This is a genomic window from Cupriavidus sp. MPR-AND1C (assembly GCF_058809705.1).
Genome location: NZ_JBXASU010000004.1, coordinates 62,235 through 76,057 on the forward strand (window position 1 = coordinate 62,235; position 13,823 = coordinate 76,057).

Genomic DNA, 13,823 nt, shown 5'->3' on the forward strand with positions numbered 1-13,823 from the left:
GTTGCGGAATTGAACAGCACACCTGCCCTGACTCAGCGTCCCAGCGCGGCGTCCTCATACGCCGGGTAGAGGTGCGTCACATTGCGCAAGTACTCCGCCGGCATGGCGCCCCAGTGGGCATATGCCTGCGGCACCGGCATGGCGATCACCTCGGCCAGGTCGCGCCCCTGGGATGCCGCCTGGGTCATGCGGGCATCCAGCCACTGCAGGTAGCCGCGTGTCTGCGCGATGGCATCCGCGCTGCCGAGCGCCGGCCCGTGGCTGGGGATCAGCAGCCGCGCGCCGCTGTCGCGCAGCAGCGCCTGCAATTGGTCCAGGCTGGCCAGCCAGCGCTTGAGATCCGCGTGGGGCGTGGTCGGCACGCGCTCGCGGAACGCCACACCGCCCGCGAACACAATGCCGGCGCTGCGGTCCACGATCACCAGGTCGTCGGCGGTGTGGCCGTCCATCCGGATCAGATCAAAGGTGTGCCTGCCGATCGTGCGCCGGCCCGGGGTCAGCACGTGGCGCGGCGGCGCCGGTTCGGTGTCGCGCATCCAGTTGCCGCACAGGCGATAGAGGTTGTCGGCATAGGCAGGCCCTTCGCGCCGGGCGCCGTCGATGGTGCCGGCCAGCGCGCTGGCGCCCACGTCGGCATAGGCCTGGTTGCCGAAGAAGTAGTCCGGATGCAGGTTGAGATTGAGCACCAGCCGTACCGGCGCCGCCGTGACCGAAGCAATGGCGCGGCGCTGCTGCTCGCCATATTGGCGCGATGGCCCGGTATTGATCACCACCACGCCATCACCCGTGTCGATAAAGGCGGTGTTGATGATGTTGCAGCCGTTGTCCGGCGCGAAATCCGCGTTCGCCCCTTCCAGCAGCCACACGTCGGCGGCCACCTGGCGCGGCGCCAGGCGATAGTCCCCTGCGTCCCCTGCCTGCGCCAGCGCCGCCTGCGCTGCCAGCCATAGCAGGATGCCGAGCACGCGCTTCATGGCGTCACCTGCGCCGCAAACCGGTTGCCGTTGTTATCGCGTCCGGTCACCGTCATGCCGCGCTCGATGGCCCCGCGCAGATCGAAGGAGAAGATCGGGTTTTCAGCGACCGGTTCGTATAGCGTCAGCCGCAGCATCGCTTGCCGCGTGGCGTCGAGCAGGTTCAGCGACTCCACATGGAAAGCTGGGATGCCGGCCACCAGCCCGGTGTCCATCGGGTGCATCACGCGTAGGCGCACCCGGGCACCCGCGCCGCCGAGGCCGGGAAACACGCGCGACTCGACCCGGTTCAGCGTGGTGCTCCATGAGCCATCACGGCGGGTAGCGCCCGGCACCGTGCAGCCGCCGCCGCTGGCATCCACCATCACCCCGCCCACATGCCACACGCCGTCCGGCGTGCGGGCTGCCACGCGCACCGGCGAGGCCTGCTCCAGCTTGAAGCGCAACGACAGCGAGGGACGCACCTTGAGCGGCTCGAACTCCAGCACCTTGCGGATCGGGTTGCGGTCCACCATCACCACGACGCGATCCACCTCGCCGAGCGCCGATGCATCGAAGGCGATCGGCACCCGCATCGGATCTTCGGCAAAGGCCGGCCCGGTGACCTTGACGCGGCTGTCGAACACGAACGGCGCCTGCTGCAGCGCTTCCTTGCGCACCAGCGGCCATTGCGGCGACTGCAACGGATCGCGGCTCTCAGATGCCCACGCGCCCGCCGCAGCCAACGCCAGGCAAGCTGCCAGCGGCATGGCGCGCCTCATGCCGCCCCCCCGGCCTGGCGCACGCGGCGCGCCACCCCGCGCTGCGGGTCGTAGCCGAGCAGCGCCAAGGCGAAAAACACTGCCGTGCAACCGGCCACCACCGCGAGGCTGACTGGCGCGGCCTGCCCGTACAGGGCGAAGCGGATCGCTTCCACGGCATGGGTGAAGGGATTGAAGCGCGCGAGCTGGTAGACCACGGTGGCGCCGGACTCCTCCAGCTTCCAGAGCGGATACAGCGCCGAGCTGATGAAGAACATCGGGAAGATCACGAAGTTCATGGTGCCGGCGAAGTTCTCCAGCTGCCGCACGTGCACCGACAGCAGCAAGCCCAACGCCCCCAGCATCAGCGCGGCCAGCACCATCACGGCCAGCGCGCCGGGCAGGCACGCCGGCGCGAACGTCACGTCGAAGGCCATGGCGACAAGCAGGAAAGCGATCATCTGCAGCAAGGAAAGCAAGGTGCCGGCGGCCAGCTTGCAGGCCAGCAGCCAGGCCCTGGGCAGCGGCGCGGTCAGCAGCAAGCGCATCACGCCCATCTCGCGGTCGTACACCATCGCCAGCGAGGACTGCATGCCGTTGAACAGCGCGATCATGCCGAGCAGGCCGGGCGTGACAAAGACCTTGTATTCGACATAGGTGTCATAGGGCGGCACGATGGCAACGCCGAGCGCGTTCTGGAAGCCGGCCGCGAAGACCAGCAGCCACAGCAGCGGCCGCACCAGCGACGAGAACAACCGCCCGGGCTGCCGGAAGAACTTGTGCAGTTCGCGCCCGGACACCGCGCGCAAGGCGCGCCAGGCGTGGATCAGGGTGGTAGTCATGGCTCGGGCGTCGCCTCCTTATTTGCCTGGCCGGCACGCGGTGTCGGCGGCGTCGGCGCCCAGCGTGTCGAGGTTGTTTTTCGGATGCAGCACGCCTTCCACCGGGGCCACGCCGACCACGCCGTCGGGATGCGCCAGCAGGACCGGCTGGCGCAGCTGGTGGTCCCAGCGCCGGAAGGACAGCGGCGGCCCCTTGAAGCCATCCACCACGACCGCTTCGGTGACCAGCGCCTCGGCCTGCCCGGCAAAGCCGCCCTTGGGCTGCCGCGCCACGCTTTCGGCAATCGCCTTCACGGCCACCCACGCAGCCCAGTCGTAGCCGGTCATGGGGCGGCCCGCCGCCTTGATAAAACGCCGGTTCAGCTGCGGCCCGCCGTTGCGCTCCCATGCCCAGTGCCAGGCCTGGGCGCTCAGCCCGCTGGCACCCACCACCGGGCGCGGCAACTGGGTGGCATAGGGCACGCTGCGCGCGAACTCCCCATCTGCATCGGCCACCACCACCACGTCGTAGTCCACGCCGGTGGTCAGCAGGCTGAGATTGCCCAGCTCGCGCTCGCGCGGATCGTTCGACAGCTTGAACGCGCGCTGCGCCGACCACGCAATGCCGAAGCGGCGGGCGGCCTGCGTGAGCACGGCGCGCTGCGCCGCGTCTTCCGGGGATGGCCCGCTCAGCAACAGCGCACGGCGCCATTTGCGCAGCGCCAGGTATTGCATTAGCGCATCCGCCTGCATGCGCTGGCTGGGCAGCGTGTGGAGCAGGTGCGGCGCGCAGCCAGCGCCGCGCAGTTCATCGTCGGCGGCGGAAACGTTGAACAGCAGCGCTTCGCCGGGCTTGACCGCGCGCGCCGCCAGCCTGACCGCCGGAGCCGGCAGGTCGAGCAGGATGAAGCGCGTGCCCTGGCGCGCCAGCGCGGCCACCATGGGGCCCACCTCGGCTTCGCTGCTGGCCTCCTGCGCATCGAGCCGCAAGACCTGCCCGGCGGCTTCCAGCGCAAAGCGCGATTCCGCCGCTGCCACGCGTGCGCCGTCCACCGGACGTCCTTGCGGCTGGCCGGGATAACGCTGCTCCATCCGCCTGGGCGCATAGCGCGCATCCCCGGCCATGGAAACCACCGCCACCCGTACCTCAGCCGCGTGCGCGGTGGCCCCCAGCCACGCCAACACGGCCAGCCAGCGCAGCCCGGTCGCCGGGCTAATCATCGATCGCCACCGAATGCGGCACCCTGCCCGCCTTGAGCGTGGTCACGGCCTTGTTGCTTGCGGTGTCGACCACGCTGACGTCATCCGAGAGCCCGTTGGCCACGTAGAGCAAGGCGTTATCGCGCGTCAGCGCCAGGCCCCAGGCGCGGCGGCCCACCAGCACGTAGTCCAGCACCCGGCGCGAAGCCACATCCACCACGGCCACGCGATTGGCGCGGCCCAGCCCGATATAGGCGCGCTTGCCATCGCTGCTGGCGACCAGCCCGACCGGGGTCACGTCCTCGGCACGCAAGCCCTTGGGCGTGAAAGCGATGGTCTGCACCACCTCCAGCGTATCGGTGCGGATCACGCTCACGCTGGCGGCCAGTTCGTTGGTCACCCACAGCTCCTTGCCGTCCATGGCGAGCAGCAGGCGGCGCGGGCGGTTGCCGACCTGGATATTCCTGACCAGCTTGCGCGACGCCACGTCGATCACATGGACCAGATTGGCCACTTCCGAGGTGACGTACACCCGCTTGCCGTCCGGGCTGGCCTTCACGCCCTCCGGCTCTTCGCCCACCTTGATGGCAAACACCTTCTTGCCGGACGCGATGTCGTAGGCCGACAGCAATCCGTCCTCCTCGTTGGAGACGTAGAGCGTGCGGCCGTCGGGACTGAGGTCGAACAGTTCCGGATCGTCGCCGACCGGCAGCGAGGCCACGGTCTTGCGGCTCGCCACGTCGACCACGTCCACCCGGCTATCGTCGCTGCAGGCCACATAAAGGCGCCGCCGGTCCGGCGACAGCTGCAGGTGGCGCGGGCGCTTGCATTGCCGCCAGACGGCGATCAGTTGCCTGCTGGCGGCGCTATAGGCGGCCACGGCATCGTCTTTCTCGCTGGAGACGAAGACCTGCCCGGTGGCATTGCGGCTTTCGGCAGCACCGGCCACGCCGGCGGCAATCAGCAGCAGCATGGCGGCCACAGTGGCGCAGGCGATAAAGCCAAGGGAGGGCGGCTTGTTCATGCCGGGACGCGCTCGGTGGCTCGCTCGGCGGCACGGATTGGCGATGCGGGGAAGGCAGTCAGGGCCAGGAAGGCCTGCTCCAGGCTGTCACGCTCGGCTGCGCCGCGTAGCGCGGCCGGGGTGCCATCGAAACGCACCGCGCCGCGATGCAGCACGATCACGCGGTCCGCCTGCTCCACCTCCTGCACCAGGTGCGTGGCCCACAGCACGCCGGCCTGCGCCTGCGCGGCAAGCCGGCGCGCATCGGCAACGAGCTGCGCGCGCGAGGCCGGATCGAGCCCGACCGTGGGCTCGTCCATCAGCAGCACGGCAGGCTCGTGCAACAGCGCGCGCGCCAGCTCCACCTTGCGCCGGTTGCCGCCCGAGAGCTCGCGCACGGACGCCGCGGCCCGCTCGGCCAGGCCGAAATCCTCCAGCAGCCGGGCAATCCGCCCGGCGGCAACGCGGCGCGCCAGCCCGTGCAGGCCGGCATGGAAATGCAGGTTGGACAAGACCGACAAGTCCAGGTCGATGGCTGGCTGCTGGAACACGATGCCGAGCCGGGCCAGCGCGCGCACCGGGTGGCGCCGCATATCCACCCCCACGACCGTGACCCGCCCCGCGTCGGGCACGAACAAGCCGCTGAGGATCTGGAACAGCGTGGTCTTGCCTGCGCCGTTGGGGCCCAGCAGCGCGACGAATTCGCCGCGCCGCACGTCGAGCGAAACGCCGTCCAGCGCATGCTGGTCGCCAAAGCGCTTGCGCACGGCCTCACAGTGCAGTGCCAGCTGGGATTCCGGGGCCATCACAGGTGCTCCTTCGGCAGCGCCGTGCCCACCCGCTCGGCGAAGCGCCGCTCCACGTCCCAGGCGCGCTGCAGGTAGGCTTCGTACCGGGCGGTGTTCATATAGGTCAGTTCCTGGTCGTACCTGGCCAGCTCGGCCACGTGGCGGGGCTGGTACATGGCGCTGCGGAACGCGTCGTGCAGGCGGCTGACGATCAGCGGGTCGGTGCCGCGCGGCACGCCGATGCCATAGGGCGAATTGTGGATCGCGTGGTCGAAACCCAGCTCGCTGACGGTCGGCACCTCGGGCCAGCGCGCCGAGCGCTGCGCGCTGAACACGGCCAGCAGGCGCATCCGCCCGCTGTCCACGAAGGGCGCGAAGCCGGTCGAATTCACGCCCGCCATCAGCGAGCCATTGGCCACCGCCAGCATCTGGTCCGCGGTGCCGCGGTAAGGCACGTGCACGTAGCGCACGCCGCTGCGCCCGAGCACATCCTCCATGGCGAGGTGCGCGGTGGTGCCGATGCCGGTGGAACCCACCGTCAGCGCCCCGGGATGGGCACGGCCCCAGGCAATCAGGTCATCCAGCGTATGGAAGGGGCTGTCCGCGGGCACCACGATGCCGAAGGTGTAGCCGGAGATCATCAGCACCGGCTGGATGTCGCGCAGCGGCTGCCACGCGGTTTTCTGCTGATGCGGGAAGCGATAGACCGTGAGCGGCAACTGGCCGATGGTGTAGCCATCCGGCCGCGCGGCGGCAAGCGCGCCGCCCACCAGCGTGCCGCCGGCGCCTGGCTTGTTCTCCACCACGATGGGCTGGCCGAGCTCGCGCCCGGCCAGCTCCGCCAGCACCCGCATCGAGATATCGGTGGCACCGCCCGCCGGCCATGGCACGATCAACGTGATCGGGCGCACCGGAAAGCGTTGCGCGTCCTGCGCCGGCGCGGCCAGCGCACTGGCCAGCCCATGGGACAGCCCCAGACAGAGCAGCAGCGCGAAAGCAAGGCGACGAAGCATGGCGTGGCAGGCGGTGGAAGTGTTCATGCCGGTTAGAGGAGCAAGGCCGATACCATCTGCGGTGCAGCATGAGCGCTGTGCGCCGCCAGGCGTTCTCCGGCATCGTCCTGGGGGGGCGCCTGCCAATCAAGCAGGGACGCGCGTTGTGCAGTGCGCTGGCGAGCGTTGTACCGCCACGGAACACGGCTTGCGCGCGCGGGGCAACGCTGTCCTGTTTTGGCACAGAGGCTCAGCCGAAGCCGTGCTCCACCGCATAGCGATGCATTTCGACCCGGTTGGCCAGGCCCATCTTCTTGCGGATCAGCGTCTGGTAGTTCGCCACCGTCTTGGTGCTGAGGTAGAGCTGCGCGGCCACTTCCTCGATCGCCGTGCCGCGCGCAAACAGGCGGAACACGTCGAACTCGCGCGGCGACAAGGCCAGGTGGGGCGGCAGCTGGCTACCGGCATCGACCAGGCCCGCGACATCGTCGGACAGCGCCTGCCGCCCGTTGGCCACCTTGCGCACCGCATCCACCAGGGCCTGCGGCGCGCTGCTCTTGGTCAGGTAGCCGGCGGCGCCGGCCCGCATGGCCTGGCTAACGATGGCGGCGCTGTCGTGCATGCTGAACACCAGGATCCGCAATGCTGGCACCCGCGCGCCGAGGCGCTGCAGCACTTCCATGCCGCCGCGCCCGGGCATCGACAAGTCGAGGATCAGCACGTCGGCGCGATGCTGCGTCAGCCAGGCGTAGGCGGCATCGCTATCGCCGAACTCGGCCACGACGCGCACCCCTTGCTCGAGTTCGAGCAGCCGCCGGTATCCGGTGCGCACTACCGCGTGATCATCGGCAAGGACTACGTCGATCGTTTTCATTCGCTCTGGCTCCCATGCGGTTGACCCGCCTTGGCCAAGGCCTGCGGCACAAGCGGAAAGCTCGCACTCAGGCGGCAGCCGGGTGTGGCGAGGGCCGCGGCGCAGGCAGGTTCGATGCGCAGCGTGCCGAGATGGGCCCATGCACGCTCCTGCATGCCCCGCAGGCCATGACTGCGCTGCAGGGCCGCGGCGACGTCGGCAATGCCCTGGCCGTCGTCCTCCACGCTCCAGCACACCGCTTGCCCGGCGGCCGTGGCAGCAATGCGGATCGCCACCCGCTGTGCGCCGGCATGGCGCATCACGTTGGTCAGCGCTTCCTGCGTCATGCGGTACAGCGTCAGGATCAGGTCCGGGCCCGGCGCCACCCCGCCAAGCGCCACCGCATAGTCCACCTGCACCTGCTGGCCCGGCTGGTCGCGCCAGGCTTGCACCAGATCCTGCAGCAGGCGCTCCACCGAAGCCAGCCGGCCGTCGGGCTGCACGCCGTGCGGCCGCAGCCGGTGCAGCAGATGGCGCACCTCGTGCTGGATCCTGGCGCAATGCCCGGCCAGGTCGTTGGCCACGAGTTGCAGCACGGGCTCATGGACGCTCTTGCGCACCAGGTAGGCGGCATCGGCGCGCATCGCGGTGAGCACCTGGCCGAACTCGTCGTGCAGTTCCCGCGCCAGGCGCGCGCGCTCGCTTTCCTGGGCTGTCAGCAGCTTGCGGCTCAGGGCGCGGCGCTCTGCCTGGGTTTCGTCCAGCGTACCGGCCAGGTGGTTGAGCGCGCGGCGCAGTTGGTCCATCTCGCGCGTGCGCATGGGCGGCAGGCGGGCACTGTAGTCCTTGTCTTCGTAGACCCGGATCGCCGCCAGGATCTGTTGCAGGGGCGCGAGGGCCCGTCCCAGGGCCCAATGGATGCCAAGCAGCAGCAGCGCGCCATAGACCGCCAGCACGGCGAGGTTGCCGGCCATGTCGCCGCTGGCTTCCCGGATTTCGCTCTGCGGATTCCAGCGCAAGGCGGCGCGGTAGGTGGCACCGTCGCGGGTGTGGATCTGCCACCTGCTTTCCAGCCGCGCCGCATCTGCCCCGAACCCCGGAAGGGCAAGCAGGCCGCCCAGGGGGAAGCTATCCCGTGGCTGCGGCTCGCTCACCAGCACCTGGCCCGTTGCATCCTCCAGATGCAGCCACAGGTGGCGCATTTGCGCCGATGCGTTGATGGTGCGTAGGGCGGCAAGGTGCGCCTCGCGCTCGGCCGGCGCCGCCGTCTGCAAGGCCGACAGGCGCGGAATCAGCTGCGCCATGGCGTGCGCACCACGCCGCTCGTCGCCGATGGCGCGCGCCGCGAGCCATAGCGCGACCACCAGCGCGCAGCACAGGCAGGCCGCACAGATCCAGATGGCGCGGCTTAACAGATAGCGAGACATCGTCATGGCTATGACGCCCCCCGGGAGGTTGCAGTGGACGGTAGGGATGGCCTGCGGATCGGGAGGTTTTCCCGAAGCCCGAGGTACGGAACCTGCTCCCCGTCCCTCAAGTTGTTTCCCCCAAGCCGGCACCCAGCGCAGGTGCCCCGGCCAATCATTCCGAGGAGATGCAAGATGCCAGCCAACCTACCTCCAAGCCGGCGCAGGGCCCCGCCGGGACGCGCAGCCCTGCGCCGCGGCGCGCCACGGCGCAGCGCGGCCACCGCCATCGCACTGGCCGTGGCATGGCTGGCCGCCCTGCCCGCTGTTGCACAACAGGACAGTGGTGTGCAATCCGGGGACAGTGCCACGCTGCCCGAAGTCATGGTGGTAGCCACCGCACCGCTGCCGGGCATTGGCGTGGACCGCGACCTGGTGCCGTACACGGTGCAGACGGTCAGTGGCGACGACCTGAACGGTTCGCGCACCGGCACCCTCGCCGACTACCTGGCGCGTCACTTCACCGGCGTCAACGTCAACGACATCCAGGGCAGCCCCTTCCAGACCGATGTCACCTACCGCGGCTTTCGCGCCTCGTCGATCCCGGGTGTGCCGCAAGGGCTGTCTATCTACCTGGACGAGATCCGCGTCAACGAGCCCTTCGGCGATGTGGTGAGCTGGGACATGATTCCCGAAGCCGCCCTGGAAGGCGTCTCGCTGGTCTCCAGCGCCAACCCCGCTTACGGCCTCAACACACTCGGCGGCGCGCTCGCCATGACCACCCGCTCTGGCCTCACTTCCCCCGGCTTCACCGCCGATCTCTCCTATGGCAGCGGCAACCGCAAGCGCGCCGACCTGTCGGGCGGCATCCGCAGCGACAGCGGCTGGCACGCCTTCGCCGCCGGCACCCTGTTCCAGGAACACGGCTGGCGCGATCATTCCGAAGGCCGGCTCGGCAACCTGTTCGTCAAGGCCGGGCACGAGAGCGAGGCCAACAGCTGGGACGTCTCCCTGCTGCACGGGCGCAGCACCCTGATCGGCAACGGCCTGGTGCCGAGCTACCGCGCGAGCGGCAATGCCATGCTGCCCGGGCTCTACGAGAGCAATCGCGGCGCCGTCTATACCTATCCCGACAAAACCGAGAACATGGTCACCCAGGCCGCCTTCAACAGCCGCCACTGGTTCGACGACAAGACCAGCGCCGCCGTGCTCGCCTATGTGCGCACCAGCCGCCGCGATACCACCAACGGGGACGTGAACCCGGTCTACGACGCCTACGCGGAAGACTGCGAAGATGGCTTCAAGGCCGACGGCAGCCCGCGCAAGGCCCGCTGCGGCTACACCCGGAGCGAAGGCGCGGCGCTGGATCCGGCGATGCTGAACACCACGCACATGTGGCAGCAGTCCGTCGGCATGGCGTTCAGTTTCGCCAAGGAGACGGAAAAACACCTGCTCAACGCCGGGCTGACGTTCGACCGCAGCCGCCTGACGTACTCGCAGTATGAGCAGCCAGGCACCTTTACCGACGACCGCGGCGTGATCGCGGACCCGAATGCACCGAACGAGCTGTTCTCCGGCGTCAGCGGCACCTCGCGCGCGATTGGCCTGTACTTGTCAGACACCTGGACCGTGACGCCCAGCACCTTCGTGACGGGTTCGGCCCGCTGGAACCACGTGGCCGTGAACAATACGCTGCGCAACAGCGACGGCAGCGAGCAGCCGAGCGAGAGCTTCACCTACCGCCGGTTCAACCCCGCTCTGGGCCTGACGCAGAAGCTGGGCGGCGGAGTCTCGGTATTTGGCGGCTATGCCCAGAACAACCGCGTGCCGACGGTGCTGGAGCTGGGTTGCGCCGATCCCGCCCAGCCCTGCCGCCTGCCCGCCGGCCTGCAGGCCGACCCTTACCTCAAGCAGGTCGTCTCGCACTCCTATGAAGTGGGCGCGCGCTGGCGGCCCTCGAAGGACACGGAGGTATCCGGCTCGTTCTACCGCATTGATAACCACGATGACATCCTCTTCTTGCGCGCCCCCAACACGCAGCAGGGCTACTTCGCCAACTTCGACCGGACCCGCAACCAGGGCTTCGACCTGTCCGCCCGGCAGCGTTTTGGCAATGTCACGCTGCGCCTCGGCTACAGCTATCTCGAAGCCACCTATCAGGCCACCGGGCAGCTCGCGGTGGGGGAACGGACCATCGGCGTCAAGCCGGGCATGCGCATGGCCGGCCTGCCGCGCCACACCGTCAAGCTGGGCGTGGACTGGCAGGCGCTGCCCGAACTGACCCTGGGCGCCGACCTGGTTGGCGTGTCAAGCAGCGTGACCAGCGGCAACGAAGACGGCCTGCGCGCCGACCCGCAGCCCGGCAAGGCGCCCAAGTACGCGGACTGGAGCACGCCCGGGTACGCCACGGTGAACCTGCGGGCGTCTTACCGCGTCAACAAGCATGTCGAGATCTATGCGCGCGTGGCCAACCTGTTCGACCGCCGTTACGAGACCTATGGCCAGATCTCTAACGACCTGTTTCCCAACGGCAATCTGCTGCGTCCGCACGTGACGCCGGAAGACAACGCCAGCGCGCTGTTCGTCGCGCCCGGCGCGCCGCGCAGCGCCTGGGTCGGCGTGGTTTACCGCATGTAATCCGACGAATGCAATCCGACGCATCCAATCCGACAATGGGCGCGCTCCTCGCCAGCGAAATCCGGGCAACTTACGCTGGCATGATGAGCGCGGAGCCGCCCGAGGTGTGGCAGGCCGATGACCTCCTCACCCCGGCACGGCTCGGTCGCGAGTTGATCAAGATGGCGACGCACCTTGATCCCCGCGCGATGCGGCTTATCGGCGGTCCTGCGCGCCGGGGGCTGAAGCGGGATTCGACTGCTTGCGAATCTCGGTGGTCGTCCGCCCCCCGAAACCCCAGTTGTCGGTATCCACCTCTTCGATTGCGATGTGCGTCCATTCGGGCGGTTTGTGCAACACGCGTTCCAGGGTTTCAGTCACTTCCCTGATGACCTGGGCTTTCTGCTCGGCGGTGGTTCCCTCGCGGGTAATGCGAATGCTGACGAAAGGCATGGCGGCCTCCTGCATGGATTGACGTTTCGAGATGAGCGCGATGGATTCCGGGCCGCGGCAGGACGCACCTCCGGCCGCGGTTGCCGGCTTCAGCGGCCTGCGCTGAAGCCGCCGTCCACCGGCAGCACGGTGCCGGAGACAAAGTCGGCCTTGGCCAGGTAGAGCACGGCATCGCTGATCTCGGCGATGTTGGCGATGCGGCCCAGCGGGTGCAGGCTGCCGAGCGCCGCATGGGTTTCGGCGGCATGCATCGGGGTGTCCACGACGCCCGGGGCGACCGCGTTGACCGTTACGCCGTGGGGTGCCAGTTCCAGCGCAAGCGCGCGCGTGGCCTGGTTGATGCCACCCTTGAGGGCCACGGCCAGCAGCGCCGGCACGCCACCGTGCGGCTGAAGCGCCAGAGACGCGGTGATGTTGATGATCTTGCCGCGCTTGCGCTCGCTCATGTGCCTGGCCGCTTCCTGCGACGGATACAGCATGCCCTTCAGGTTGGTGGAGATCTGCTCCTCCACTTCGTCCGGCGTGAACTGCACGAAGGGCTTGGCCGCGAAGATGCCCGCGTTGTTTACCAGCACGTCGACCTTGCCGTACCTGGCAATGGCCTGCGCGAAGACCTGGCGCGCCGATTCGGGCTGACCGACGTCCCCCGCGACACCCAGGAAACGCTCGCCGGCATTCAGCCGTTCAGCGGTGGCTTGCAGGCGCTCGGTGGAACGGCCGGTGCCGACGACGTTGTAGCCCGCTTTGAGGAAGGCTTCGGCCAAGCCCAGGCCGATGCCGCTGGTGGCGCCGGTGATGATGACGGTGTTGTCGGTGTTGCTCATGGTGGTCCTCCGATGGATCCAGATCCAGATTCAGGTTCAGGTTCAGGGTCCGGTGCCGGACGCCAAATCCGTCACCGGTGTGGAGGCACTATATTGCTGCTGTGGAGCGCAATAAACGGGGTTTGCTACACTTGTCCTATTACATGGCGTAAAGAATATGCACCGGCAATTCGACGACATCCTGCTCGGCAGCATCGAGCTCTTTTGCCTGGCCGCCGAAGCCGGCAGCTTCACGGCGGCCGCCAATACCGCAGGCGTCACGCCTGCCGCCGTCAGCCGCTCGATCTCGCGCCTGGAAAAACGCCTGGGCGTGCGCCTGTTCGTGCGCTCCACGCGCAGCATCCGGCTGACTGAAGGTGGCAAGGAATACGTCGAGCAATGCCGCGCCGCGCTCAATTTGCTGGTCGAAGCCGAGCGCAAGGTCACCGGCGAACAGGTGCAGCCCTCGGGCACGATCCGCATCAGCGCCCCGACCACCTACGGGCACCATCGCCTGTTGCCGCTCCTGCCCGCGTTTCGCGCCAAGTACCCGCTGATCAAGGTGGAAGCCCACATCAGCAACCGCAACGTCGATTTCCATGAGGAAAACTTCGACGTGGCGATCCGCCTGCGCGCGCAGCCGGACTCGATGATGGTCTCCCGGCACCTTGAAGACGCGGCGCTGGTGGTGGTCGCAAGCCCCGCCTACCTGAAGCGCGCCGGGGTACCTGGAACGCTGTCGGACCTGGACCGGCACGAGTGCATCCAGTTCGATCTACCGAGCAGCGGGCGGCAGATCTCGTGGCTGTTCAAGGAAGGGGGGCACGAGAAGGAGATTTTCACGACGGGCAACTACATGTGCGCGGAAGACGTGCTGGCCGGCGTGACGCTGGCTAAAGCCGGCGCGGGGCTGTTCCAGACCTACCAATTCGTCGTCGAGCGGGACCTGGCGCAAGGCGAGCTGGTCGAGGTCCTGCAAGCTTTTGCCGGACGCATGCGCCCCGTCAGCCTGATGTATCCGCACGGCCGTTTGCTGCCATCGCGCGTGCGTGCATTCGTCGAGTTCATGATGGAACAGGCGCGTCCGCCAGCTGCTGCTTAGAACGGGGCTCGCCGACGTTGACAGCCGTATTGCCCCCATAGGGAAGAGGCCGGCGCAAGCCGGGCTACCGGC

At 68.5% G+C, this 13,823-nt stretch carries 13 protein-coding genes; 2 read left to right on the forward strand and 11 right to left on the reverse strand.

The features are described 5' to 3' along the window. Positions 1-32 precede the first annotated feature (32 nt). The 9 genes from AC1RWI_RS03890 to AC1RWI_RS03930 form a co-directional block, all read right to left on the reverse strand. Positions 33-974 carry a quinoprotein relay system zinc metallohydrolase 1 gene (locus tag AC1RWI_RS03890; protein ID WP_492864672.1) on the reverse strand — a complete coding sequence of 314 codons (942 nt, stop codon included), beginning with the start codon at positions 972-974 and terminating at the stop codon, positions 33-35. After that, positions 971-1,723: a quinoprotein dehydrogenase-associated SoxYZ-like carrier gene (locus AC1RWI_RS03895; RefSeq protein ID WP_236701900.1), complete on the reverse strand. Its 753-nt coding sequence runs from the start codon at positions 1,721-1,723 to the stop codon at positions 971-973. The genes AC1RWI_RS03890 and AC1RWI_RS03895 overlap by 4 nt, the downstream gene beginning before the upstream one ends. Before the next feature lie 8 nt (positions 1,724-1,731). Next, positions 1,732-2,556, reverse strand: coding sequence for an ABC transporter permease (locus AC1RWI_RS03900; RefSeq protein ID WP_492864674.1), 825 nt, complete (start codon positions 2,554-2,556; stop codon positions 1,732-1,734). Positions 2,557-2,574: 18 nt separating this feature from the next. Then, positions 2,575-3,756, reverse strand: a complete 1,182-nt coding sequence (locus tag AC1RWI_RS03905) for an ABC transporter substrate-binding protein (protein WP_492864676.1) — start codon at positions 3,754-3,756, stop codon at positions 2,575-2,577. Beyond that, complete coding sequence (locus tag AC1RWI_RS03910) at positions 3,749-4,759, reverse strand: PQQ-dependent catabolism-associated beta-propeller protein (RefSeq protein WP_492864678.1); 1,011 nt, start codon at positions 4,757-4,759, stop codon at positions 3,749-3,751. Before AC1RWI_RS03910 ends, AC1RWI_RS03905 begins: the two co-directional genes overlap by 8 nt. Next, complete coding sequence (locus tag AC1RWI_RS03915; RefSeq protein WP_492864680.1) at positions 4,756-5,544, reverse strand: ABC transporter ATP-binding protein; 789 nt, start codon at positions 5,542-5,544, stop codon at positions 4,756-4,758. The genes AC1RWI_RS03910 and AC1RWI_RS03915 overlap by 4 nt, the downstream gene beginning before the upstream one ends. After that, on the reverse strand, positions 5,544-6,539 hold the full coding sequence (locus AC1RWI_RS03920; protein ID WP_492864812.1) for a tripartite tricarboxylate transporter substrate binding protein: 996 nt from the start codon (positions 6,537-6,539) through the stop codon (positions 5,544-5,546). The genes AC1RWI_RS03915 and AC1RWI_RS03920 overlap by 1 nt, the downstream gene beginning before the upstream one ends. Positions 6,540-6,768: 229 nt before the next feature. After that, positions 6,769-7,392: a response regulator gene (locus AC1RWI_RS03925; RefSeq protein WP_492864682.1), complete on the reverse strand. Its 624-nt coding sequence runs from the start codon at positions 7,390-7,392 to the stop codon at positions 6,769-6,771. Further along, the gene (locus AC1RWI_RS03930) at positions 7,389-8,804 is read right to left on the reverse strand and encodes a histidine kinase (protein ID WP_492864684.1); all 1,416 of its coding nucleotides are present in this window, start codon (positions 8,802-8,804) and stop codon (positions 7,389-7,391) included. Before AC1RWI_RS03930 ends, AC1RWI_RS03925 begins: the two co-directional genes overlap by 4 nt. A gap of 168 nt (positions 8,805-8,972) precedes the next feature. Here AC1RWI_RS03930 and AC1RWI_RS03935 point away from each other — a divergent pair, with 168 nt between their 5' ends. Next, positions 8,973-11,414, forward strand: coding sequence for a TonB-dependent receptor (locus tag AC1RWI_RS03935; protein WP_492864686.1), 2,442 nt, complete (start codon positions 8,973-8,975; stop codon positions 11,412-11,414). 195 nt (positions 11,415-11,609) lie between these two features. On the opposite strand, the gene AC1RWI_RS03940 is transcribed toward AC1RWI_RS03935, so the two are convergent. Together AC1RWI_RS03940 and AC1RWI_RS03945 are read right to left on the reverse strand one after the other, a co-directional pair. Further along, entirely contained in the window at positions 11,610-11,846 is a 237-nt protein-coding gene (locus AC1RWI_RS03940) for a tautomerase family protein (protein WP_492864688.1), read from the reverse strand. Positions 11,847-11,935: 89 nt separating this feature from the next. Continuing rightward, positions 11,936-12,670 (reverse strand): SDR family NAD(P)-dependent oxidoreductase, encoded by a 735-nt coding sequence (locus AC1RWI_RS03945; RefSeq protein ID WP_492864690.1) that lies wholly within the window; start codon positions 12,668-12,670, stop codon positions 11,936-11,938. A 157-nt stretch (positions 12,671-12,827) separates the two neighbouring features. On the opposite strand from AC1RWI_RS03945, the gene AC1RWI_RS03950 reads away from it, so the two are divergent. Then, a complete protein-coding gene (locus AC1RWI_RS03950) occupies positions 12,828-13,751 on the forward strand; it encodes a LysR family transcriptional regulator (protein ID WP_492864692.1) in 924 nt (307 codons plus the stop codon). The last annotated feature ends 72 nt before the right edge of the window (positions 13,752-13,823 follow it).